23 protein-coding genes are annotated in these 24,222 nt (G+C 46.9%); 11 read left to right on the top strand and 12 right to left on the bottom strand.

Annotation, left to right across the window (positions count from 1 at the left end; genetic code table 11):
- Positions 1-260: 260 nt before the first annotated feature.
- Together OSC7112_RS09110 and OSC7112_RS09100 are read right to left on the bottom strand one after the other, a co-directional pair.
- Entirely contained in the window at positions 261-815 is a 555-nt protein-coding gene (locus tag OSC7112_RS09110) for a hypothetical protein (protein ID WP_015175632.1), read from the bottom strand.
- A 678-nt stretch (positions 816-1,493) separates the two neighbouring features.
- Positions 1,494-1,739, bottom strand: a complete 246-nt coding sequence (locus tag OSC7112_RS09100; protein ID WP_015175631.1) for a hypothetical protein — start codon at positions 1,737-1,739, stop codon at positions 1,494-1,496.
- A gap of 883 nt (positions 1,740-2,622) precedes the next feature.
- On the opposite strand from OSC7112_RS09100, the gene OSC7112_RS09095 reads away from it, so the two are divergent.
- Together OSC7112_RS09095 and OSC7112_RS09090 are read left to right on the top strand one after the other, a co-directional pair.
- On the top strand, positions 2,623-2,904 hold the full coding sequence (locus tag OSC7112_RS09095) for a hypothetical protein (protein WP_015175630.1): 282 nt from the start codon (positions 2,623-2,625) through the stop codon (positions 2,902-2,904).
- Positions 2,905-3,348 (top strand): type II toxin-antitoxin system VapC family toxin, encoded by a 444-nt coding sequence (locus OSC7112_RS09090; protein WP_015175629.1) that lies wholly within the window; start codon positions 2,905-2,907, stop codon positions 3,346-3,348.
- A gap of 113 nt (positions 3,349-3,461) precedes the next feature.
- Here OSC7112_RS09090 and OSC7112_RS09085 read toward each other — a convergent pair whose 3' ends face one another.
- Positions 3,462-4,733, bottom strand: a complete 1,272-nt coding sequence (locus OSC7112_RS09085) for a class I SAM-dependent methyltransferase (RefSeq protein WP_015175628.1) — start codon at positions 4,731-4,733, stop codon at positions 3,462-3,464.
- Between the two features lie 60 nt (positions 4,734-4,793).
- A complete protein-coding gene (locus OSC7112_RS39545) occupies positions 4,794-4,949 on the bottom strand; it encodes a hypothetical protein (protein WP_015175627.1) in 156 nt (51 codons plus the stop codon).
- A gap of 668 nt (positions 4,950-5,617) precedes the next feature.
- On the opposite strand from OSC7112_RS39545, the gene OSC7112_RS09075 reads away from it, so the two are divergent.
- The 3 genes from OSC7112_RS09075 (at position 5,618) to arr (ending at position 9,190) form a co-directional block, all read left to right on the top strand.
- Complete coding sequence (locus tag OSC7112_RS09075) at positions 5,618-8,392, top strand: phycobilisome rod-core linker polypeptide (RefSeq protein WP_015175625.1); 2,775 nt, start codon at positions 5,618-5,620, stop codon at positions 8,390-8,392.
- A gap of 204 nt (positions 8,393-8,596) precedes the next feature.
- Positions 8,597-8,728 (top strand): hypothetical protein, encoded by a 132-nt coding sequence (locus OSC7112_RS41705; protein WP_263053597.1) that lies wholly within the window; start codon positions 8,597-8,599, stop codon positions 8,726-8,728.
- Between the two features lie 27 nt (positions 8,729-8,755).
- Positions 8,756-9,190 (top strand): NAD(+)--rifampin ADP-ribosyltransferase, encoded by a 435-nt coding sequence (gene arr, locus OSC7112_RS09065; protein WP_015175623.1) that lies wholly within the window; start codon positions 8,756-8,758, stop codon positions 9,188-9,190.
- A gap of 64 nt (positions 9,191-9,254) precedes the next feature.
- Here the strand turns inward: arr and OSC7112_RS40865 are convergent, their stop codons facing one another.
- Together OSC7112_RS40865 and OSC7112_RS40860 are read right to left on the bottom strand one after the other, a co-directional pair.
- Entirely contained in the window at positions 9,255-9,728 is a 474-nt protein-coding gene (locus OSC7112_RS40865; protein ID WP_263053619.1) for a substrate-binding domain-containing protein, read from the bottom strand.
- Positions 9,729-9,769: 41 nt separating this feature from the next.
- Positions 9,770-10,138 (bottom strand): hypothetical protein, encoded by a 369-nt coding sequence (locus OSC7112_RS40860; protein ID WP_263053596.1) that lies wholly within the window; start codon positions 10,136-10,138, stop codon positions 9,770-9,772.
- A 172-nt stretch (positions 10,139-10,310) separates the two neighbouring features.
- Between OSC7112_RS40860 and OSC7112_RS09055 the strand changes: the two genes are divergently transcribed.
- The 4 genes from OSC7112_RS09055 (at position 10,311) to OSC7112_RS09040 (ending at position 14,576) form a co-directional block, all read left to right on the top strand.
- Complete coding sequence (locus OSC7112_RS09055) at positions 10,311-10,991, top strand: type 1 glutamine amidotransferase domain-containing protein (protein WP_015175622.1); 681 nt, start codon at positions 10,311-10,313, stop codon at positions 10,989-10,991.
- A gap of 593 nt (positions 10,992-11,584) precedes the next feature.
- The gene (locus OSC7112_RS09050) at positions 11,585-12,949 is read left to right on the top strand and encodes a P-loop NTPase fold protein (RefSeq protein ID WP_015175621.1); all 1,365 of its coding nucleotides are present in this window, start codon (positions 11,585-11,587) and stop codon (positions 12,947-12,949) included.
- A gap of 116 nt (positions 12,950-13,065) precedes the next feature.
- A complete protein-coding gene (locus OSC7112_RS09045) occupies positions 13,066-14,037 on the top strand; it encodes a shikimate dehydrogenase (RefSeq protein WP_041623012.1) in 972 nt (323 codons plus the stop codon).
- A gap of 107 nt (positions 14,038-14,144) precedes the next feature.
- Positions 14,145-14,576 carry a hypothetical protein gene (locus OSC7112_RS09040; protein ID WP_015175619.1) on the top strand — a complete coding sequence of 144 codons (432 nt, stop codon included), beginning with the start codon at positions 14,145-14,147 and terminating at the stop codon, positions 14,574-14,576.
- Positions 14,577-14,924: 348 nt separating this feature from the next.
- Here OSC7112_RS09040 and OSC7112_RS09035 read toward each other — a convergent pair whose 3' ends face one another.
- From OSC7112_RS09035 to OSC7112_RS09020, 3 genes are all read right to left on the bottom strand, one after another.
- Positions 14,925-15,212 carry a YggT family protein gene (locus tag OSC7112_RS09035; protein ID WP_006631083.1) on the bottom strand — a complete coding sequence of 96 codons (288 nt, stop codon included), beginning with the start codon at positions 15,210-15,212 and terminating at the stop codon, positions 14,925-14,927.
- A gap of 264 nt (positions 15,213-15,476) precedes the next feature.
- A complete protein-coding gene (locus OSC7112_RS09030) occupies positions 15,477-15,800 on the bottom strand; it encodes a ssl2009 family thylakoid membrane protein (RefSeq protein WP_015175618.1) in 324 nt (107 codons plus the stop codon).
- 194 nt (positions 15,801-15,994) lie between these two features.
- Entirely contained in the window at positions 15,995-16,369 is a 375-nt protein-coding gene (locus OSC7112_RS09020; protein ID WP_015175617.1) for a YkgJ family cysteine cluster protein, read from the bottom strand.
- A 350-nt stretch (positions 16,370-16,719) separates the two neighbouring features.
- Between OSC7112_RS09020 and psb30 the strand changes: the two genes are divergently transcribed.
- Complete coding sequence (psb30, locus tag OSC7112_RS09015; protein WP_015175616.1) at positions 16,720-16,860, top strand: photosystem II reaction center protein Ycf12/Psb30; 141 nt, start codon at positions 16,720-16,722, stop codon at positions 16,858-16,860.
- Positions 16,861-16,981: 121 nt separating this feature from the next.
- Here psb30 and OSC7112_RS09010 read toward each other — a convergent pair whose 3' ends face one another.
- Positions 16,982-19,102: a single-stranded-DNA-specific exonuclease RecJ gene (locus OSC7112_RS09010; RefSeq protein ID WP_015175615.1), complete on the bottom strand. Its 2,121-nt coding sequence runs from the start codon at positions 19,100-19,102 to the stop codon at positions 16,982-16,984.
- A gap of 374 nt (positions 19,103-19,476) precedes the next feature.
- Between OSC7112_RS09010 and OSC7112_RS09000 the strand changes: the two genes are divergently transcribed.
- The gene (locus tag OSC7112_RS09000; protein ID WP_015175613.1) at positions 19,477-20,382 is read left to right on the top strand and encodes a bestrophin family protein; all 906 of its coding nucleotides are present in this window, start codon (positions 19,477-19,479) and stop codon (positions 20,380-20,382) included.
- A 315-nt stretch (positions 20,383-20,697) separates the two neighbouring features.
- On the opposite strand, the gene lnt is transcribed toward OSC7112_RS09000, so the two are convergent.
- Both lnt and psbA read right to left on the bottom strand, forming a co-directional pair.
- Complete coding sequence (gene lnt / locus OSC7112_RS08995; protein ID WP_015175612.1) at positions 20,698-22,491, bottom strand: apolipoprotein N-acyltransferase; 1,794 nt, start codon at positions 22,489-22,491, stop codon at positions 20,698-20,700.
- Between the two features lie 188 nt (positions 22,492-22,679).
- Complete coding sequence (gene psbA / locus OSC7112_RS08990; protein WP_015175611.1) at positions 22,680-23,762, bottom strand: photosystem II reaction center subunit D1; 1,083 nt, start codon at positions 23,760-23,762, stop codon at positions 22,680-22,682.
- Positions 23,763-24,222: the final 460 nt, after the last annotated feature.

Here is a 24,222-nt window from a genome sequence, read left to right as displayed (position 1 = left end):
GTTTTCCACCAATAAGACTCCAAAATTGGTGGCAGTCCGATCGACACGGGGCGATCGTCTCGACATCACGGACGGCTGACACGGCTCAAACGGCTTCAAAATTGCACCGTCTAGCGCGGTCTAGGGGGTTTTCGGTGATGGAAAGTGAATCCGCACGGAACCAACAGAAAACCCGCTGCAATGTAGTTGTAGCGGGTTTTTTAGGGTGGGGTCTTTATGTCAATGTTCTCTACACAATCTATAGCAAAGAGTCATTCTACTTACTTGACAACACACTGAATAAAGTAGTTGTAACCTGGCATGCTCTTACATTCTGTATTGTTGACTAACGCAAACATATTGTTACCAGTACCACCCACATTTTTAATCTGGTACGTTGTGGAACCACTTCTAATCTGTAGCACGTCACCTTGGTAGCTCATGTTTTGAACATTCATTCCCTGTGAACCTAGCCGATAATTATATCCTTTGGCTGAGTCACCATTTGGTGTTAAAGCAAACATATTTTGACCACCACCTCCAGTACCTTTAATTTTAAAAAGCATTGGTTTATTGCTACCTTCCAAAACACCTGCTACAAAAAGAACATTGTGTTCTTGAACCCACATCATGCTCCCAAAAGACTGGAACTTTTGTTCCCCTAACCACTTTCCTGTAGATGGTTGTGTTTTTGTGAGTACAGTGCCTGAATTATTGATTGAGAGACTAACGTCTCCAATTTTCAAGCTCGAATTTGAAGATTGACTATCGGCAAACACAGGAATTGCCGAAAAACAAATTACTGCAAAACCAAGAATAGCTGCTTTCTTAGACATAGAATCCTTTGAGTGAAAACTAACGTGAACCTTTACTACTCGAATTGAACTCAATCTAATCTCCCTAAGCCTGCTTTGTCGGTTGGAGAAAGTCAGGCAAAAGTCAGAGAAAAGTCAGATGCACTCCACAAACAAACCTCTAACTGAACTTGTCATAAAATAATCAGGTTTGATGATCGCACCCTAATAAGGATTCCAGTTTGTTTGTGCAACAGGAATTGTAAGGTTGAATGGTTGATAGCGAACCATTCAGCACTCGCTCAAGTCTGCTAGCCCCCCGGCTTTGGCTAGAATTATTCCGATCTTACTTCCATCTTGCAAGTTGCTGCCAATTGCTTTGTACCAATTGGGGGAAATTTTGGTGCTATTAGTTGTGCCACTTTTATCTAAGTGGCATATACGTAAGTTTAATTTTAATAAAGTCGTGTATAGTTCTATGCCAAAATTACATATTTTGATAAAGCTGTAGCCTTTCAAGCCTTTACATCAGGAAATTACCGTTTCCTGATTTAGTAAAGTAACGTGCCTGATATTTGTTGGTCTTCTTAACTGGTTCCCAGGCTCTAGCCTGGGAACCGAGATCCAGAGGCTCTGCCTCGCTAACGGATAAAAACAAAAACAGGAGGCAGAGCCTCATGGAATGCGTTCCCAGGCTCTAGCTTGGGAACGAGCAAACACCTACGCTTTGCGCTTCCGACGGCGAATCAGCACACTCATCACTTGCTTCGGATTAGCTGCACGCTGTACGGGACTCCAATCGCCAACTTGGGCAAATCCCAGGCGGTATAAGGTGAGTATGGTTTCCCTGACACCCTGGGGCGAACCTGTCACCGTTACACACACCACATCCTGTTCCGATTCTGCTGCTGAGCCGTCATTTGGCCGTGCAAATTTGTTGTCGTCAGGCAAGAATTCCTGTGACATAATATATGTTCTCCTGGTTTTAGGTTTTCTAGAAAAACCCAAAAACCCAGCCGCCCCGCATTTCAACACATAGCAGGGCGGCTACAGAGAATGTTAAGATACTCCGTTAGCCTCCAGACTGCTTGTCCCAGTTTGGCGGTTATGCTGTCCATTGCTGCTACCAACAGCTTTGGGCAGTGCAACTAGATTTTTGGGCGACGCGGGCTACTTCCTCTACAAGCAAAGCAACCTCTAACTTCAAAGCGTAGCCGCAGACGGGGGCCTGTGTCAATCCATTTGGGATTTGGGATTTGGGAAAGGTGCGTCAATCGATTTTAGATTTTAGATTTTAGATTTTAGATTTTAGCATTGACCCCACGGATCGAGTCGGGGGCTCCTTTATCGGATACAGGTTTTTTATTTCTGGACGGATGAATCCGGGGGCTTGTATCCTGGATGCTTGATTGTCAGCTTTGAGATTGCTTCACTACGTTCTCTTCGGACAGAAAATCCTAGTACGTGCATCCAGGATTAACTGGTTCTCAGGCTGGAGCCGATTCGTGACAACTTAACGTCAAACCCAATCACAGACTGCTGTTTGAGTATTAAGCTCAGATCCCCCCTAGCCAAGGGCGGGCACGGGGGCACCGCCCCTACGAAGGGGGGGACAAGAGTCTTCTCAAAGTCCCCCAACAATCAGGGGGATTTAGGGGGATCTAGACTTAGCTAAATGCGAGATTTATCAATGGTTTCAGTCTTAAGTTGTCACCCGTGGGCTGGAGCCTGGGAACGAGCAATCGCCTACTTCCTAGGCTTTGCGCTACAGTTATAATATTAAAATCAATTTAAAAAGTGCGATCGACCCCGCTCTCATCAGCCCAAAAACTTGCACTCAAGGATAATTATGCTGCACAATCTTCAGCAATCTCACCAACAAGAGATACAGACGATTACTCAAGTTTTGGGAAAAATCACCAACCGCACGGCGGATCAGATTAAACCATTACTAGATGCGATGCTCAAACAGCTAATTGAACCTCAACAACCTCCATTTTATGAAACAGCTACCCCAACAGAATGGTCGCTCGCATTTCAAGAATGGGTTGACAGTCATCGTACCCTAAATCTCCCCACTCTTTCAGATGAAGCTATTAGCAGAGAGAGCATTTATGGAGACAGAAGTTAAATGCCGTTTCTCGTAGATACAAACATACTGCTGCGTAGCATCGATACAGCACACCCAATGAATCCTGATGCTGTCAATGCCGTGATTACTCTGCGCGATCGCGGGGAACAACTTTATATTGTACCCCAAAAGTCGATCGAGTTTTGGAACGTTTGCACTCGCCCGATCCAGAGAAATGGATTAGGGCGTACTGCAATAGAAGCAGAGGCAGAAATTAATCGCTTAAAACAGCTTTTTCCTCTGTTGTTGGATACCGAAGCAATTTATCAAGAATGGGAGCGACTGGTGATAACACATAAGGTTGTAGGTGTTAACGTTCATGATGCGCGGCTAGTTGCTGCTATGCTAGTTCATGGTTTAACCCATATCCTAACTTTTAACATTGCTGATTTCGCTCGTTATTCACAAATTACGGCTGTTAATCCTCCAACTGTAAAGCCTTGATTAATTGGGCATTTAACAGAAATTATACTCCGAGCCAAGAACAGGCAAGATGCCTGTTCCACAAAAAGCTAATTTGATTGTGGGGAGTAGGAGTTGGGCCGGAGAGCCCGCCCTTAGATTTTACCGGGTGTTAGCAAAATTAGCTGTTTAGACAAGATAGATCGCACTTCATCCAATCCCATCTCCACATCCGCCAAAATCTCCCCAACAGTCTTCTCTCCTTTACCTTGCCCAAGCGAGGTTCCCTCTTTCTCCCCCCCTTGATAAGGGGGGGCTGGGGGGGGTACACAACCTTGCAAAAACTCAAATTCCGCACTTGACAAATTGACCAATTGGTAGTTGCAATCAAAGACTTGTTGACTCGGCCAACCGTGCATACAACCACTCAACTCTGGAATTGCCGCCAAAAGTGCCTTATCGTCCGACCAATCAATTTTATTAACAGGCTTTTTGCCCAAGAAAAACTCGTAATGAGTGATTTCCGTATCCAACAATTCAATTAATCGATAAAGCTCTCTTTCCGTCAAACCCTGAGCTCTTTCTATCAATTCCGGCGCTTTCCCCAAAAGTCTTTCTAACTGCCAATATCCCGGATTTGAGAAACCAATAAATTCCAATCCCGAAGCGTCAATTAACTCGAACAAAGTCTCAATATTGTAGTCAATTTCCTGCGGGTGAACGTACATATCAGCAAAACATTCGTCTCGCTGATTTTCTCCCGCCCAACGCTGTTTTTCGTACTTGACAAGACGGTTGTTTTCTGGTAAAGAAGCAAAGATTTGACGACCGACTTTCACGCCATCGGGATAGTCACCTTTCTGGCTGCCTTGGAGTAGGGCGATCGCCTTTTGCATGAGTTGAATTTCCCAGCGTCCGAGCTCAGCATACACAAAAATGTGCATTAAACCGCCCGCCGCCAACTTCGCCGCCAGCGCTTGAATGCCCCGGATCGGATCGGGTAAGTGGTGCAGCACGCCGACGCAGTTGATCAAATCGAACTCGCCCTCTAACTCGGCGGCATCGTACAGGCTGAGGTGGCGAAAATCAGCTTCGCGCGCGCCCGTTAGCGAAGCCCTCGAAGAGGATCGGCGACAGCGTTCTTGTGCTACCTTCAAAGCACCCTCGCTCAGGTCGATCGCCGTTACCGAAGCTTCTGGATTGAGGTGAATCAGATAATCGGTGCTCGAACCAGTCCCGCAGCCAGCATCTAAAATCCGAATATCGAGTTTTGGCGGCTTTTGGCCGGTGCAAAAATTGTAAGCATCAGGCCAACTCCAGCGCCAGTTGTACCCTGGCGGCGGTTCGTCGGACAAAGGATCGGGCGGGAAAGGGAAAGTATCGTAAAGCCGCCGCACGGCAGCGCTGATATCAGGCGTAGTATCCATAGGTGAGGTAATAGTGCGTGGGTTTTGAGATTTGTTGTCAGTAGCTACGGGCAAACAGCGCTAGGCCATGCACTTCTGTTGCTGCGTTACTGGCAACAAAAGAGTCGCTTCGCGATAGTTGGGCAAGCCTGCAACAGAGGGATCGGGCGATCGACTAACCCCTGACTGCCAAGCCCTGACAGCTTGTGCGTAATAAAACTTATCATTTTTTCTCATATAAGCTCTCTTAAATCTATACAATAAATCTCGACAGGCTTTTTAACAAACAAGGACTGTCAATAACCCACCGCGGAACTGTCGGGTAAAGCGGAGGCGTCTTTCAAGAGAGCAAGAGGCCGCGAAACAGGCAGAAGAAAATTTTTTATTTTCTTTTCCTTTAATTCAAGGCACTGGCTGCAATCGCCCAAAGGCAACTCTCCTGCCGAGTCTTTTTTTCCACGGGTGTACGGGCGGAGCGCAGCGGAGGGAGTACCCCGTGCCTGCCTTCGGACCGGACATTTCCCGGCAGGCAGAAAGATGAAACCAAAACATTTTAATCTAAGAAAGTAAGCGCGCCCGAACCTCGTGACAGGTAAAGGCAAAAAGTAAACAAAGCAAAAATACCTAGTTTGACCTTTTACCCAGAAATTGGGTTTAAAGCCCCGTCCTTCCAGGACGGCTTCGGGAAAGACTGGCAAACAAATACCGTGGGGCGCACGGAAATTTAAGCTTGAGGAGTGAGTTGTAAGACTCAAGAATGCTTCGTAAGACCAGAGGGGACTAATGGCAGAATCAGCCCAAGAATCACCGCACGTTCGATCGGGCGGTGAGCGTCAACTGCATGAGAAGGCAGGGTTAGTCTGGGTAAATGCTACAACGATTTAGATAGGGAGCGAAGGAGTCTAATGACTGTAAAGGCAAGTGGTGGAAGCTCGGTTGCGCGTCCGCAACTATATCAAACTGTACCGGTCGCAACAATTTCGCAAGCAGAACAGCAAGACCGCTTCCTACAGCGGGGCGAACTCAGCGAACTGGCAAGTTATTTCAGTTCAGGGACTCTGCGGATCGATATCTCTGCGACGCTGACCCAAAACTCGGAACTGATAGTATCCCGCGCAGCCAACCGGATTTTTACCGGCGGTTCCCCGCTGGCATTTTTGGAAAGACCGCAAGAACCTGCGATGGCTGTAGCAGGCGCGGCTCGCGGCGGCTCGGGGAATGTCTCTGAAGGCATGAAACTGGGAACTGTTACCTACGTTGAAGGTCGCGCAGGCGGCGGCAACGGCGGTGGCGGCGGCGGTTTCTTGGGGCTGGGAAATCTGTTTTCTGGCAACGGTGGCGGCTACAGCGGCCCAATCCCAGCAGGATTTCAGCCGATCAATGTCTCGCGCTACGGCCCGGGCAACATGACCAAATCTCTGCGCGACTTGAGCTGGTTTTTGCGCTACATCACCTACGCGATCGTAGCTGGCGACCCGAACATTATTTCGGTGAACGTGCGCGGATTGCGGGAAATCATCGAAAATGCTTGCTCTTCGGCGGCCACAATTGTGGCAATGCAGGAAATGAAGGCAGCATCTTTGGGCTATTTCAGAAACAATGCAGAGGCAAGTGCCATCGTCGGACAGTATTTCGACGTAGCAATTACCGAATTCAAAGCTCCCACACCTTCAGACAAGGTGCGGCAGCGCGAAAGCAAGGACCAGCAAGGCTTGCAACTGCCTCAAATTTACTTCAACGCAGCCGAGCGACGGGCGAAATTCGTCATGAAAACCGGCCTGTCTTCGGGGGAAAAGCAAGAAGTAGTTAAAGCAGCTTACCGCCAAGTATTCGAGCGCGACATTAGCCGCGCATACAGCCAAAGCATTTCTGACCTGGAATCCAAGGTCAAAAATGGCGAAATCTCGATGAAAGAGTTTATTCGCCGCCTTGGCAAATCTCCTCTGTACCGCCAGCAATTCTACGAGCCGTTTGTCAACAGCCGTGCTGTAGAATTGGCCGCCCGTCACTTCCTAGGCCGCGGTTTGAGCTCGCGGGAGGAATTTAGCAAGTATTTTGCGATCGTCACTAAAGGCGGGCTGTCAGCCCTCGTAGACGCGATGGTTTATTCCCAGGAATATTCCGACTACTTCGGCGAAGAAACCGTGCCTTACCTGCGCGGTTTGGGTCAAGAAGCTCAGGAATGTCGCAACTGGGGCCCGCAAATTGATTTGTTCAATTTCAGCGCTCCGTTCCGCAAGGTTCCTCAGTTCATCACCTTGTTTGCGGGCTACACTCAGCCGCTACCAGACCAGCACGTTTACGGTGTTGGCAATGACCCCTTAGAAATTCAGTTCGGCGCGATTTTCCCGAAAGAAACTCGCAACCCCAAGAACCGTCCAGCTCCCTTCGGCAAGGACACCCGCCGCATCCTGATCCGTCAAGGTGCAGGTATTGAAAACCAATTGAGCAACCCGGAAGCCCGCGGTAAGGCTCCAGGCTCCCTCGGCCCCAAGGTCTTTAAACTAGACCAGTTGCCGGGCGGCTATGTGGCTTCCAAGAAAACTGCCCGCGGTGTCTCTAGCAGCTACAGCAACAGTTCCAGTGTCAAATTTACCGAAAGTTCGACTCAAGCGGTGATTCGGGCTGCTTACCTGCAAGTGTTCGGTCGCGACGTGTTCGACGGCCAGCGCCAAAAGGTGGCGGAAATTAAGCTGGAAAACGGCGACATCACGATGCGCGAGTTTATTCGGATGTTGGCGAAGTCTGACGTGTTCCGCAATATGTACTGGAGCAAGCTTTACGTTTGTAAGGCGATCGAGTACATTCACCGCCGACTCCTGGGACGCCCTACCTACGGCCGCCAGGAAATGAACGCTTACTTTGACATTTGCGCCAAGAAGGGTTTCTACGCGCTGGTCGATGGCATCATGGACAGTCTGGAGTACAACGAAGCTTTCGGGGAAGATACAGTGCCCTACGAGCGCTATGTAACTCCCGGTGGTTTGTCGATGCGGACGATGCGATCGGGTTCTGTCGCCGAGCAAAATCTCCAAGCTCAGACGCCGGAAACTCCTCGGTTTATCGAACTCGGTGCAGCAGGCGATCGGGGCGGTATCGAGTTGCAAACTCGGATTGCTCAAGGTGTCAGCAAGCGGCGCGAACAAACTAAGGTTTTCAAGCTGACGAATACTTCGGACAAAGTAGGTTTGAAAACTTTAATTCAAGCTGCTTACCGTCAAGTTTTTGAACGCGACTTGAATCCCTACGTTGTGAAGAATGAATTCACGGCGCTAGAAAGCAAACTTGGCAACAATGAAATCAATCTGAAGGAGTTCATTGAAGGTTTAGGTTGTTCCTCGCTGTACGTCAAACAGTTCTATGCACCTTATCCAAATACTAAGGTGATTGAGTTGGGTACAAAGCACTTCTTGGGCCGCGCTCCTCGCAATCAGGCGGAGATTCGGAGTTACAACCAAATCTTGGCAAGTAAAGGGATTAAGGGCTTTATCAACGCGATGTTGAACAGCGTTGAATATGCTGAGGCTTTTGGTGAGGATACTGTTCCTTACCGCCGCTTCCCAACTCTACCGGCTGCTAATTTCCCGAATACTGAAAGACTGTACAACCAGTTGACTAAGCAGAACGGTGAAATTGTGGTTCCGAGTTTTGAGCCTGTGGCTGCGATCGACAGAAGCTAACAACAAACTGCAAGAAAGTTGATTTTGTAGGTTGACAAAAATCCCTCGCTATAGTTAGGCTGTAGCGGGGGATTTTTGGTGATGTTACCCTAATTTTGAGTCGGCGATTGAAATCGCTTCTACAAAAACAAAGTCCGGATGGTGCGCGGACTAAGATATACATGGATTTGGCATCTTGATAATAAATTATGCGAATGCGCCCCGGTGAGTGAGGAAACACTCAACCGAGACGACTTCTCCAAAGTCCGACTATTCGATGGCTACTTCGAGTTTTCACCTTCTCGCATGGATTTAACGCAAGGCGACTATTTCTATGAGGAAAAAGAAGAGGCCTAAACTGACATTCACAAAAATATAACGACAATGATAACAAACAAAAGTGAGGACAAGTCAATAGACCTAAGTTCACAAAGGTTCTATCATGGCACTAAGGCAAATCTGAAGCAGGGAGACCTGATTGAACCCGGCTTTAATTCAAACTACGGTAAGAGGAAGAAGGCATCCTATGTCTATCTAACCGCCACCTTGGATGCTGCTATTTGGGGAGCTGAACTTGCCTTGGGCGAAGGACCAGACAGAATTTATATAGTAGAGCCGACTGGTCCGATTGAAGATGACCCCAATTTGACGGACAAGAAGTTCCCTGGAAACCCAACAAAGTCATACCGTTCTCGGAATCCGCTACGGGTCTCTGGTGAGGTTACAGATTGGCAGGGGCACACCCCAGAACAGCTCAAAGCCATGAAGGAGAATCTTGAGCGACTTAAGCAACTTGGTATTGAGGCAATCGAGGATTGAGCAAAAATGTGAAAATAAAGTCGCAATTCACTTTTCCCCGCGAGGGGATTAAAACTTTATAGACTTATTGAAATTTGCAAAATTCTAACATCCGTTTGATTTTTGGCAACGGTCTTTCAGATTTCCGAAAAGCCAGCCAAATCCGATTAGTAACAGCCTGCATAGGTTTGAGGACGAGTGTCAAGCAATTTTCTGTTACCAAATCTGCACACAAGTAGTCGGGAAGCACGCTCAAGCCAAATCCCAATACAACCGCTTGTCCGATCGCTCTTAAATCGGGAATAATTAGTTTGGGATGAACGTCGATTCTTCTGCCAAACACCGCGCGCCAAAAGCGGCGGGCGATCGGCAATTCTTCACTGCAAGCAATCCAAGGTAGAGTTAACAGCCATTGAGACAGCGGGTTTAAATCTGCTTGACTGATTCCTTCCGCAATCGGAATCGCAATATTTGGCGGCCCGACTAGCCAGAAATTTTCCTCAAATAGTAATTCATATTCGATATCAGACAAAGTAATTTTTTGTGTAGCAATTACAATGTGTAGCTTTCCTGCTTTGAGTTGTTGGATTAACTCTGCTGTTAACCCAAATTGTACGGTGTAAAAAGTGCGATCGTCCTGCGGTAATTGACTGAGAATTCGTTCTGTGCAAAATTATTGGGGCCGACCGATTCTGATGGTTTGCGGAGTTTCGGCGGTTGAGTTTTTGTGGGGAATTGATTCGAGTTTCTCGATCGCACCTGCAACTTGAGTATAGAGTCTTTTTCCCGCTTCTGTGGGAACCATCCGTCTCGGAGTCCTTTGAAACAAGGAATTTCCCAAAGCTGACTCTCTTGCTGCGACGTGTTGGCTAACAGCCGGTTGCGTGAGGTGGAGAACTTGCGCTGCCCCGATACAGTTCCCACGCGGTAAACCTCGATAAAACTGCGATACCATTCAAAGCTAATCATCAGGAAAGCGCTCTAAGAGATTTTGACACGGATACACGAATTAACTGTCGAGCATTGGCATTTGCTATAAGTAGATTTATAGTTACACGAAACTTTCATAATTTGTATTCTAGATCAATTCGGTCTAGGATGAAAATAACAAGCACAAAGACACCCGCAAAAGGAATAGACTATGACTAGCCAAAAAGTTCTGATTGTTTTAACCAGCCACGATACTCTCGGCGACACTGGTAAAGAAACTGGTTTTTATCTCCCAGAGGTGACGCATCCCTTGGACGCATTTACTAAAGCCGGATTAACGGTAGATTTTGTGAGTCCAAAAGGCGGCAAAGCTCCAATGGTTGGGGTTGATTTAGAAGACGGGCTAAATAAGGCTTTTTTAGAGGATTTGCAACAGGTTGCGCGAGTGGAAAATACGCTCAATCCTGCACAAATTGACCCCGCAGAATATGGCGCTATTTTCTACGCTGGGGGACACGGTACAATGTGGGATTTTCCTGATAACCAGGAACTGACTGGGATTGCTGCTGCTATTTACGAAGCAGGTGGCATTGTGGGTGCTGTCTGTCACGGGCCGGCGGCGTTAGTCAATCTTAAGTTGTCTGATGGTGAGTACCTGGTTGCAAATAAGACTGTGGCTGCTTTTACTAATGAAGAGGAAGCCGCTGTGGGATTGACTGACATAGTGCCGTTTTTGCTGGAGTCAAAATTAATTGAACGCGGCGCTAATTTTACGAAAGTTCCTAATTTTCAGGCTCATGTTGTCGCGAGCGAGAGGCTCGTCACAGGCCAAAATCCCGCTTCGGCAGCAGGTGTCGGTCACAAAATGGTAGAATTGCTCCAAAATAAGTAGATCCCCAAAAAATATCACACCGAGAAACCCGGTTTTTTAAACAACACCTTCGCGTCTAAGTCAAAATGCTTTAAGAAAGTAGGTTGGCTTGAGGCACTCGTACCCAACGCCATCAATTTTAGATTTTGGATTTGAGATTTGAGATTTGAGATTGGAGCAAAAATCTCAAATCTCAAATCTCAAATCTGTTGTTGGTTTCGCTTCACAAGGGCTCTACGTGCTGTAAAAATGGCGAAGGTATTATAAAAAAACCTGGTTTCTGGATACCTAATTACTACCTATTTGTTATTCGGTTAACCGTACTCCAATAGCCACTTTTATTCGAGAACATTTCTGGCAAAATTTCGTCTGTGATGCCAATTAAGTCGCGCTCGCTGTACGAGGATAAATTACTTATTTATGGGGTATTAGTGAATTGCATTCATTCCCTGTACGAAAAAATTAGGTATAATTTGGGAGTGCTGATTTAGCGAGCCATCAAGATATTGAAATCCCCATAAAACATCAGAATAAGTTGCTAACTTGTGCTGATTATTACCAGAGCGAAACGAATAAGCGATTAGGGCATAATGTTGTGAAAGATGGAACAGGGTATGGAATTAAATTTACAGAAATTTTATAGCGCCTGCAATCCCAGCTACACCCTGGCAGTAGCAAATCAAGAAGACCGACAATACTATATCGATTTCTCATCAGTGCGGGGCGGCACAATTGTAGAACAATTGGAGCGCACCATCAGCCGTCTGTCCCCCGATGCACCTACCTGTCAATTATTCACCGGTCACATCGGCTCTGGTAAATCAACAGAATTGCTGCGGCTGCAAGCTCAATTGCAGCAACAAGGATTTCATGTTGTTTACTTTGAGTCGAGTAAAGACTTAGACATGGCAGATGTAGATATCACTGACATTTTGTTGAGCGTTGCTCGTCAGGTGAGCGAAAGCATCGAGAAAAGGAAAATTAAGCTGCAACCGACGGGTTTTAAAGCTTTACTCAAAGGGGTTGCTGATGTTTTTCAAACTCAAATTGACTTGAGGGCTGAAGCTACTGTCCCTGGTTTTGGGGAAATAAATGCCAGCACGGAGGGAGAATTTTCTCTGGCGTTGGGAATTGGCAAAATTACTGCTAAGGCGAAAGATGCTCCGAATCTGCGATCGGAGTTGAGGCAATATTTGGAGCCGCGAACTAACGTAATTTTAGATGCGCTTAATAAGGAGTTGCTAGAACCGGCTAACCAAGAACTCAAACGCCAAGGGAAACAAGGGCTTGTAGTAATTATCGACAATCTCGATCGCATACACCTGTGCGCGAAACCGACGGGGCGGCTGCAGCCGGAATACCTGTTTGTCGATCGCGGCGAACAATTGGCAAGACTAAATTGCCACGTCGTGTATACAATTCCTTTGGTGCTGATTTTCTCTAACGATTTGGGCCAGTTGACCAATCGATTTGGGGTAGATCCGAAGGTTTTGCCGATGGTGCCGGTGCAGTTGAGCGACGGTTCTGAGTGTTCTGAGGGTGTGGAATTGCTGCTGCAGATGGTTCTGGCGCGGGCTTTTCCGACGGTGCAGCCTTCGCAGCGCTATGCTTTGGTTGGCAAAGTTTTCGACTCTGCGGAAACTCTCGATCGCCTGTGTCGAGTCAGCGGCGGTCATGTCCGCAATTTGCTGCAACTGCTGTATAGCTGTCTGCAGAAACAAGACCCTCCTCTGTCGCGGGAAACTTTGGAAAATGTGATCGTCCAGCGCCGCCACCAGCTTACTTTGGCGATCGAACCTGATGAGTGGGAATTGCTGCGCCAAGTATCCGCTACCAAAACTGTGAGTGGGGAAACTAAATACCAAATCTTGCTGCGTAGTCTCTGGGTGTTTGAATACCGTTACGGCGAGGATTACTGGTTTGATGTCAATCCGATTTTGGCTGACGCTAAAGAGTTTCGGGAAACAGTTGAGAGTTGAGAGTTGACAGTGGATGGTTGATGGTTGAGAGTTGATGGTTGATGGTTGAGAGTGATCTCCGTCACTCGGCGATTGAAATCGCCAAATCAGAAACAGTCAACAGTCAACGAACAAAAATGATTAAAGGCACTACTAAACTGTTGGGAGTAATTGGTCATCCCGTCGAACATTCTCTGTCGCCGGCGATGCACAATGCTGCTATTTCCCATTTGGGAGTCGATTTTGTTTACCTGCCGTTTCCGGTAAAACCAGGGGATTTAAAAGCTGCTCTTGCAGGATTTGCGGCGATCGGCGTTCGGGGATTTAGCATCACGATTCCGCACAAACAAGCAATCTTACCGCTGCTGTCGGAAGTTTCTCCGATCGCCCGATCGATCGGCGCAGTCAATACCGTATACATGACCGATCGAGGTTGGTGCGGTACAAATACTGACGTTGAAGGCTTTCTCGCGCCGCTGCAAACTCCCCCAACCCCCCCTTACCAAGGGGGGGCTAAAGACGCGATTTCTGCCTTAGAAAGGGGCAATACGGCTGTCGAATCCTGTCCCCCCCCTTCTGGGGCTAGGGGGGGTTCCGATTGGAGCCAGAAAGTAGCGGTAATTTTGGGGAATGGCGGGGCGGCGAGGGCTGTTGTGGCTGGGTGCGCTCAATTGGGATGTGCAGAGATTCACGTTGTCGGTCGCAACGAACAAAATTTAGGGGAATTTCAGCAGAGTTGGGTCAATTCTCCGATGCCCGTGCAGAATTTGCAGGTGCATACTTGGGATAATTTGTCAAGGTTAATCTCCCAGGCAGATTTGCTGGTGAACACGACGCCTGTGGGGATGTACCCGCAGGGGGAAAAGTCGCCGGTTGCGGCTGGTGAGATCGATCGAATTCCAGCAGGTGCGATCGTCTACGATTTAATTTACACCCCTAATCCTACCCAGTTTCTCAAAGATGCACAGCTTCGGGGAGCGCGAGCTATTGACGGACTCGAAATGCTAGTTCAACAAGGAGCAGCCGCCTTAAAAATTTGGCTGAACAAAGAATCCGTCCCAGTCGATGTGATGCGCCAAGCCTTACGTCAGCATTTAGGTCTAGACTAATGGCATTTCTTAAAAAACTAGCTGTAGTTTTCAGAATTCCTATAAGTAGGAATTTGAGGCTGAATTCGCGCTAAGCTGAGAATTAAAATATACTGGCCTTGCCATTTATGAAATTTCGAGCTATCAGCCTTTTTTTTGCTACTTGCCTAATCGGAATTTTTAGTTTGGTATTCACTCCACCTGCTTGGGCTCTGACGCAGATTAAACTTTCCGACCTTTCTTATCGCGAATGTCCGGCAGAAATGGGAGAAGGAACAGTCACCAGCGGCAGTTCTATGGAAGCTAACTGCTTTTTGATTACTGGGAAAGCTGAAAATAGCACGGGCAAACCAGTTGTCAATGCCGATATTTTCGGTCGCATTTATGATGCCGACGACAATCCGGTGATGCAAAACCGCACTCGCTTGGGTTCTATAGAAGAAGTTCCTCCCGGAGTTAGCGATTTTCAGCTCAGAATTTCGGTTGCAGCAAATCAGAGAACACCTTTGAAGCTCAAGCAATTTAAAGCTACAGGTTTTACTGGCGTGGTTCGCCGCTAACGAAACTCTTGGACATTTTAGATTGCTGAGAAAGAGATTTTGGGTTGGCTGCCCGTGAAACCGCAATGCAGTTTGAGATTTGAGATTTGATATCGTTTCCGATTGGATGGGAATGATAAAGTCAAGCTCAATAATTCCACATTTCCCAACTCCCTATCATTCCGGTAACACCGGAATTGATAGGAGATTGTTGAGTGGCCCGCAATTTCTCATTTCTAATGTACGATGAACTCCCCAGCTTTTCAACCGGGGAGTTGATCTCAAAATGTCAAATCTAAAATTTAGTTGCCGACAGCGAGGGCTGGCAAACAATTTACGCTTGATGCTGAAAAACTTCAGCTTTTCAAACTACAAGGATGTTTGCAAGCTAGTCAAAAGACCGATCAAGAATTCCGAGCCGAACTGCAGTACAAAAAACGCAATCAGCGGCGAAAAGTCAATCCCTCCCAAGGGGGGGATAATCGAGCGGAATAGATTGAGGTAAGGATCGGTTAACTGACTCAAAATCGAAAACGGGGGGTCGTACCAATTGATATTGGGGAACCAGCTTAACAGCACCCGAAAAATCATCAGGACTAGATAGATTTGCAGAAATGTCGCTAGCGTGGTTGCCAAAAGGCCTATTGAAGAACTCATAAATTTTGCTTGTAGTTTGAGTAAAGTTTACAGACACTTTAAATGTGAGTTTAGCATAGCTGGGGGAGTGAGAGAGGAGGGAGAGGTGGGAGAGGGGGAGCATCAGGCTTTTTACGGGCGGGCATGATAGGATACCCAACCCCGACTCCTCACAATAAAATTCACTCTGTGTGGAACAGGCTAGGGAAGCCAGTTGTGGAGAATGGCGCCAGATGTTAGTAGCCCCCATTGAGCTGCCAGACTAATCTAAAATTTTAAATGGATTCAGGAGTCTGGGGCGATCGAACCCTCGCTGCCCGGCGCCGGTGCGTTGCCGTTTACGTCGCCGAGTTGCAGCCGCACGTCATCTATTGCCTGATTTAGCTGGGCAATTTTATCTTCTAAACTCAGCCTTGCTACTTCCATCCCTTCGGCTTCGAGTTGGCTGGCTTTCCTCTGGCGGATTTTTCTGGTTTTTGTGTCTGAAGGTTCACTCAGCAAAGCTTCAGCAGCGCGCCGCGACAGCACCGCGCCCAAAACTGCACCCACCAAGCCGCCAACGGCTGCTCCGGCAATAAATCCCCCTGTAAAACCCTCTCGATTACTCATAGCTCAACTCAACTGCGCGATATTTCCTTGATTTGTTTATTTTGACACTCTCCCGGTGAGAAACCGGGAGATTGTTAGTTGTCAGGTGTTGCACAATTTGAGGAGGATGCTTGTGGGGTGTCCCGCCTGCTGTGAAAAGACACGCCTTCGAGCTCAGGGGCCCATCCCCCAAAACAATCAAAATCATCTCGCAATTATGCAACACCGTCAGGTAAGGCGAGAATTCCGACTTCAGAGTTAAAGCGGATCATTTCCAAAGATCGATCGCCATACAGATCTTCAATGTGTTCCAAGCAGCACTCGATCGCGAAATCGTTCAATTGGGCCGGCTCAACGCCGTACATATCCTGAAACACCTCTGAGTCTACCCGACAAAAGCGCGGTCGATCGGCGTAAATTCCGCATTCTCGCGTCTCTTTGTCAAAATTTATACACCAACCGTCGTCTCCGACTAAGCTCAAGTAGAGCGCTAATTCCTCTTCAGATAAATACTCGTCTAAGTTAGGGCGCTCTGTTGGATCGAGGTAACAACAAGCACCACACTGCTTTACGCAACGCCAAGTAGCCATAGTTAGATTTTAGATTTTAGATTTTAGATTTTAGATTTTAGATTCGGAGCATTATGTGGAAAATGCCAAACTTTAGGAGACTGGAGCTCTTCAAGTATATCAATTGCCAGCGCCGGAGACGGAGATATCCAAGGGGCGGTTCTATTTTAGATTTTAGATTTTAGATTGGGGGGACTTTTCGGGAAGGGGCGTCAAGTCCCTGGTTTCCTGTGACTGAGAGGTCGATCGTAGTTTACATTTTGTTGAATTTTGTAAAGTTCCTTAAAAAATATGGTCGATCGCCCGGTAAAATCAGAAGCGGATTTTCTAATGCAACAATCTAGACTTAATCACTACAGTCAGGAGGACAAATGGACTTTATAACCGATCTTTTCAGTGGTCTGGGTGGTGTAGACTACCAACTCATTGTTCAGGTAGCTTTGCTCGCAGCCGTCGTGCTTTCTGGCCCGATCGTGATTTTTCTCTTGGCAGCTAAAGGCGGCGACCTGTAATTATAGCACGCTCCGGGGCGATCGAGACTTGGGAGTTTTGAGTTTTAAATTATGCAAAATTCACAACGCTCGATCGCCAATTTTCCCTGCTGCACGAGCTTTGTGATCGAATACCGAGTTATCAAATACCGAGGGCGTGTTTAGCAGTTTGAATCAAATTCTCAAAAAAAGGTAGAGATACATCGACTTCTCTAGCATCTTTGCGGGAGTTGCCCAACAAACCGATGTTTTGTCCGGGTGCAACAGCCAAAACTTGTCCTTGAGAGTTGCGAATTCTCAATTCCTCGATCGAGCCTGCAGGAGACAGACTGCAAGAATAAGTGCGATCGCAATAATCAAACTCAACTTTTCCGAACCTCGGCGGCTTCGAGGTAGCAGCATTTGCCGGTAGCCGGACACCCAACAATTCTAACTCAACCGATGTCTTGCCATTAAAACTATTTTCCCGCAATCGGTAAGCAATATCAACCCGCCGAGGCAAAGGAAAATATTCGCCCCAACGCCAAGCAATCGCCTTCACACTAGCCGATACATTTCCTTCTTGAGTTGCAGTTAGTTTAACGTGACCTCCTTTACCCACAATTTTCTGTTCAGTTATGCAAACATTAGGCGTCCAAAATACAGGAGCCTTATTTTCAATCCCGCAAGGTTCCAGAGCATCAATTTGTCGGTAAAGGTCGAGATTAATCTCAGCCAAATCCGCTCGCACATCTACTGAAACCAGCGGTTTTAGGTGTTCCGGCTGCAAACATTGATTGGCAAAAATTGAGAGTTGATTGCGGAATTGTTCGAGATTCTGGGCCGGCATAGAAAAACCGCCCGCCGCTTTGTGTCCGCCAAATTTAGTTAATAAATCCGCGCAAAAATTCAGCCCGTCAAATACATTAAACTCAGGAATTCCCCTCGCCGAACCCCGCACAATTTTAGCGGGCGGGCACGGGGGCACCGCCCCTACAGCCTCATCCTCAAAAGTACCAATAAATACAGGTACGCCGTAGCGTTCCACCAACCGAGAAGCTACAATCCCGATCACCCCGTGGTGCCAACCCGGTTGCACCACAACTAAAACTCGTTCTTGCTGCAAGTCTATCGCCCTTTCCTCGCACCAAGCAATGGCTTCCTGCTCAATTTCCTGGCACAACTCCTGCCTGCGCTGATTGATTTGTTCGCACTGCATCGCGTTTTTAAGAGCCAATTCGCGATCGTCTGCAGTCAGCAACTCTATCACAATTTGAGGGTCAGCCAGCCGCCCCACAGCATTTATCCGGGGCCCAAGTCGAAAACCAATATCTTCAGGCTTCAACGAATTTTGAGTTGTAGGGGCGGTGCCCCCGTGCCCGCCCTTGATTTTTGAGTTGAGAATTGAGGGATTTTCGGCGCTTCCCGGCTGCACTCCCGCCACGTGAATCAAAGCCTGAATACCCGCCAATGTCGAGTGAGGTAACAGCCGCAAACCACGCTTCACCCAGCGGCGGTTAACTCCAGTCAAAGGTGCTAAATCCGCAATAGTTCCCAACGTAAATAACTCCAGCAGCGGATTCACCAATCCCCCCACTTTTTTCATATCCTGAGCCAAAGTAATCGCCAAAACATAAGCAACGCCTACGCCAGCCAAACCGCGATAAGGCGAAGATTCTGCAATTAATTTCGGGTTGAGAATAGCATCGGCCGGGGGCAGTTTTGGCGGCAAATCGTGGTGGTCTGTAATAATAACTTTGACACCGAGTTCTCGCGCTCTGGCAACCGGGCCGTAGGCTGCAATTCCGTTGTCAACCGTGAGAATGAGAGCGACACCTTCCGAGTGAAATTCTTCTACAATGCGATCGTTAATCCCATAACCTTCTCGCATCCGGCTGGGAATAGCATAATCCACATTCGCCCCCAGAACCCTGAGAGCTCGCAGCAACAAAGCCGTGCTCGTCATCCCGTCAGCATCGTAGTCGCCGCAAATCGCAATTTTTTGCCCTCCCGAAATCGCCTCCCGCAACAATTTGACACTCGCAGCCAAATCTGGAAACTCATCGGTTGGCGCCGGCAAAACCAGAGATTCCGGTTCGATAAACCCTTGCACTTCTTTAACCGAATCGATGCCCCGGTTAATCAGTACCTGTGCCAGCAAGGGCGACAAACCGATTTCGGCGGCAAACTCTTCGGCTTGCTGTCGTTGAGGCGAATAAATTTGCCACCGTTGGTTTGGCAATCGGTGAAAATGCGGGGGCACAGATGTCGGTTGCTCTTGCACGGAAGCTGAGGTTTAAAGATACATAGTTAATCTTACCGAATTAATTCCCTCCGTCAATCAATTGTAGATTGTAGATTTGAGATTTTAGATTGAGCGTAAAGATGAGTTTTTTGGGTAAAATCCAAAGGTTGTTTGTAGGAAAGCTTTTTTCGGAACCTCTCACCGCACCCAAATAGGGATAGAAGCCCTCACAGCAGTCGTGGAGACCCAAAAATTTTAGACAAAAGTTCAAACCCCCCAGATTTATCTGTGGAGTCAATCTAAAATCTCGAATCTCAAATCGACTGGCGACGGGAGCTGAAGAACTAAGTTTACCAGGCATTTGCGCTGCCCGCGCTAGGGCGGGGTTCATTTAATTTAATCAGGAGACTTGCATGAGTGGCGATCGACCACCTTGGTTTAAAATTGCATTACAGGTTCGAGGGTCTGTCATTCCCTCAATTTTGCCCCGGGTTTTGCTGTGCGGCGGCTTTGGAGTTTTTATTTCCCTGCTGCACTTTTTAAAGTTGCCGGTTTCCTTGCCAATTTTGTCGAGTATTGTACCCAGTATTGTCCTGGGTCTACTGTTAGTTTTTCGGACAAATACAGCCTACGAAAGATTTTGGGACGGTCGAAAATTTTGGGGAACTTTGGTCAACAACGTCCGCAATTTGGCGCGCCAAATCTGGGTAGCCATTGAGGAAAAAGATCCGCAGGATATCGAACTCAAAAAGTCAGCCCTGCGCCTGTTACCTGCCTTTGCAGTGGCGATGAAACTGCACTTGCGGCAAGAATCTGTAAATCCAGAATTGGAACCGTTAATGTCCCCAGCGCAGTACCAAAAGCTCAAATCAATGAACAATCCGCCGCTAGAAATTGCCTTTTGGATTGAGGATTATATGCACGAGCAGTACGAGCGCAATTGCCTGGATGTCTATCAATTAACAGGTATGAATGAGTTGCTCAATTCTATGATAGATGTATTAGGCGGCTGCGAGCGGATTTTGAAGACGCCTATCCCTTTGGCTTACGCGATTCACCTGAAACAACTATTGTTGCTTTACTGTTTGGCACTGCCCTTTCAAATGGTGAAGGATTTGGGTTGGGGAACCGGTCCTGTTGTGGCTTTAATTAGTTTTACTTTGTTCGGCATCGAAGAAATCGGCATTGAAATAGAAAATCCCTTCGGGCTCGATGCCAATGATTTGCCTTTGGACAATATTTGTGCTGCCATGCAGCGCAATATCGACGATTTGATTTCTTTATCTCCTAGCGTTCACGAACACGTGAAAGATAAGTAGAGTCAGTCGATTTTAGATTTTAGATTTTAGATTTTAGATTGGTATATACAGCATATTCCATGTAGATGTAGATCGCGATCGACCGGGTTTCGAGCAACTGAATCAGTAATGATGCGATCGCTGTAAATAAACCAGGTCGATCGGGTGTATTTCACAAACCTGGAATAGGCTGTAAAATCTAAAATCTTCTGGTTAACTTTTAACAATAAACAGCATTAATCCAGCCCATACTAACAATTTTAGATTTTAGATTTTAGATTTTAGATTTTAGATTTTAGATTGGTATCGAAAATCTAAAATCGTATAACCTAGTAGTTAATTTCTAACAATAAACAGCATTAACCCCGCCAATACTAACAATAAAGGCGTCAGCCAATCTCCCCACCGCACGTATAAAGTCCGAGTTTGCCGCCGATAAATAGTAGTATCTCGGACTTCATAAGTATTAATTCTCGACTTCCAAACCGTCTCGCCGCGAGGATTTACAAAAGCAGAGTAACCCGTATTAGTTGCGATAACTGCCCATCTATCAGTTTCAATTGCCCGCATTACATCGAGAGCGTGATGTTGAGCCAGCATGGGCGGTTTGTAATGGGCATTGTTGGAAGCTGCGATCATAAATTCGCCTCCATTCGCCGCCTGATATCGGAAGATTTCAGCAAAGGCAGAATCGTAACAAATTCCGACAATGGCGCGGCCAAACGGCGTATCAAACAATTGTTTAGAATTACCGGGTACTAAATGAGCATCTAAGGGAGAAAGCCGATTAATAATCCCGCCTAAGATTTCGTAAAAAGGGATATATTCGCCTAAAGGCACTAGCTTTAGTTTATCGTAGCGGCCGACAATTTCTCCACTGCGATCGATCGCCAATAAGCTGTTAGTGATACTATTCTCTTGCTGTCCGAATCCTCCCACCCAAGCCACAACGCCGCGTTCGAGTATAGCTTGGTAAAAAGAAAGAGTAGAACGCTGATACTCGTTTGTCCAGATAAAAGGCAAAGCCGTCTCTGGAATTAACACAGCATCGACTTTTCTGTCTGCTAGCTGTTTGTATCCAGTGGTGTAACCTTCCAAAGCGCGCTTCCAACCCGCTGAGTCAAACTTAATCTCGTTAGGAATATTGCCTTGAATAACGCCAATTTTTAAAGCGGTTGCAGCTTCTTGATTCAAAGGACGGTTGTATAAACTCCATCCTGCAATATGCAAAACTAAACACAAACTCGCAGGCAAAATATAAGGAATCCAATTCTTCCTTCTGACTTCTTCTTTCTTCCTTCTTCCTTCGAGCCAAGCTTCTGCGATTAAGCCATTTACTGCTACAATAGCGGCTGTTACTGCGCTGGGCCCGGAGAGTTGACCGAGGTGCAATATTGCTAAATTGTGCGGGCTTTGCGTATATGATAGTGATGTCCACCACAGCGAACCTGTACTCCAAATACTTTCTAAGGCGCACCACAAAGCTGTGCCAATTAAAACGCGAGTTAACGCTGAGAATTTAGAGCTGCTCCCGCCAACCACCCGTTGTAAAGGGGGAGAGTTAAGAAGAACAAGATCGGAGCTACCCCCCCCAACCCCCCCTTGTAAAGGGGGGGAGTTAAGAATAAGAATTGAATTTTTTCCTGGGAAACTGAAGGAGTTGAGAATTACAAATAGCCACGCCCAAAGGGCGACTAAGGCTGCTCCCCAGAGGGTGATGAATGCCCAGCAAAAAAGTGCGATCGCCAAACTCGGCCACCAAGGAACTCCCAACCAAGTCATCGGGTGAATTCCAATAATCCAAGATAAAGCTAATCCGTGATAGCCAATTCCCCAGAGTAAAGGAAGAAGGAAGTTCGGCCACGAGCACTGTACAAGATGTAACGGATGGATGTTGAGGAAAGAAGGAAGAAAGAGAAATTTTTGTTTTTGTTCTTCTATTTTTGGCTTTTCATAACTAACAACCAAAATCCACAGGGGAGCTAATGCTACCCAAGCCAATAGCCAAGCATTTACTGGTGCGGTTGCCAATGCCATCAAAATGCCGCTGAAAAGTGCGATCGCCCAGGCTAATGTTTTGGATTTATGAACCGCGAGTTTTTCAAATTTGTGCCTGTTAAATATCGCCACTTTGATGATTGCCAAAAATAATAATTCTTAATCAATATATCAGATCGATCGGGAAGTTCGGCAAGGCGCAGTGTATGGGATTTAACGGATTTAACGGATTTAACAGAAAAAAATCTCTCAAATTCTACTTGCCAAAACAAAAAGCGCCCCTATTTCTAGGAGCGCTTTTTGTTAATCAAAAGCTAAATTTAGCCGTTGATGGAAGGAGCAACCATTGCTACTGGGGTGACTTCACCGGCGGCCAAGTCGAGCGGGAAGTTGTGAGCGTTGCGCTCGTGCATTACTTCCATACCCAAGTTAGCGCGGTTGATGACATCAGCCCAAGTATTGATGACGCGACCTTGAGAGTCGATAATCGATTGGTTGAAGTTGAAACCGTTCAAGTTGAACGCCATCGTGGAGATACCCAAAGCGGTAAACCAGATGCCGACTACTGGCCATGCACCTAACAAGAAGTGCAAAGAACGGCTGTTGTTAAAGCTCGCGTATTGGAAAATCAAACGACCGAAGTAGCCGTGGGCTGCAACGATGTTGTAGGTTTCTTCTTCTTGACCGAATTTGTAACCGTAGTTCAAAGATTCAGTTTCGGTTGTTTCGCGAACCAAGCTGGAGGTAACAAGAGAACCGTGCATGGCGGAGAACAGAGCACCGCCGAAGACACCCGCAACTCCCAACATGTGGAAGGGGTGCATCAGGATGTTGTGCTCGGCTTGGAACACGATCATGAAGTTGAATGTGCCGGAGATACCCAAGGGCATACCGTCAGAAAAGCTGCCTTGTCCGATCGGGTAGATCAAGAATACTGCGGTGGCTGCTGCTACTGGTGCAGAGTAAGCGACGCAGATCCAAGGACGCATTCCCAAGCGGTAGGACAGTTCCCATTCGCGACCCATGTAGCAGAAAATGCCGATCAGGAAGTGAAATACTACCAATTGGTAGGGGCCGCCGTTGTACAACCACTCATCGAGGGAAGCAGCTTCCCAGATTGGATAGAAGTGAAGCCCGATCGCATTCGATGAAGGCACAACAGCACCTGTGATGATGTTGTTGCCGTACATTAAGGAACCTGCTACTGGTTCGCGGATGCCGTCGATGTCCACTGGTGGGGCAGCGATGAAGGCGATGACGTAGCAGATGGTGGCGCTGAGCAAGGTGGGAATCATCAAGACGCCGAACCAACCCACATAAATGCGGTTTTCGGTGCTAGTTACCCACTCGCAGAACCGTTCCCAAACGTTGCCGCTTTCGCGACGCTGTACGGTTGTTGTCATTTGGTTTATGATGGCTTAATTGAATTTTCAAGGTTCGTTGTGGGGATGCCCCACGTTTATATTAGTAACACCATTCACTAAAGTTTGCCAAGGGATTACGGCTGACAATTTAAAGATTTTACAAACATTTACAAAAACTTGCTTCTTGGTAAATATTTATAGTTTTTTACAAAGTTATATTACATACCTAACAGGTTAAATATAGCGACCTGAAGAACTGAATATATTGGCTGTAGCTAGATCCAGCAATTCTGGCAAATTATTTGTTGTTCAGCTCGATTCTCTTTCTATCTAAATATTTGTTAATTAAGTATTGAAAATATAATTTTTAATATTTATTTACATCTCATCGTTGAATTCTGCGACGGGAACTTTTTATCGGGAGAATAGTGAAAAGCTAGTTTTGAGTGCGATCGGGCTGCATTCTCAATAATCTCCAATCAACCGGGTTTCTTGACGA

This window comes from Oscillatoria nigro-viridis PCC 7112 (genome assembly GCF_000317475.1).
Taxonomy (GTDB): domain Bacteria; phylum Cyanobacteriota; class Cyanobacteriia; order Cyanobacteriales; family Microcoleaceae; genus Microcoleus; species Microcoleus nigroviridis.
This window is presented reverse-complemented; position numbering and strand designations above follow the sequence as displayed.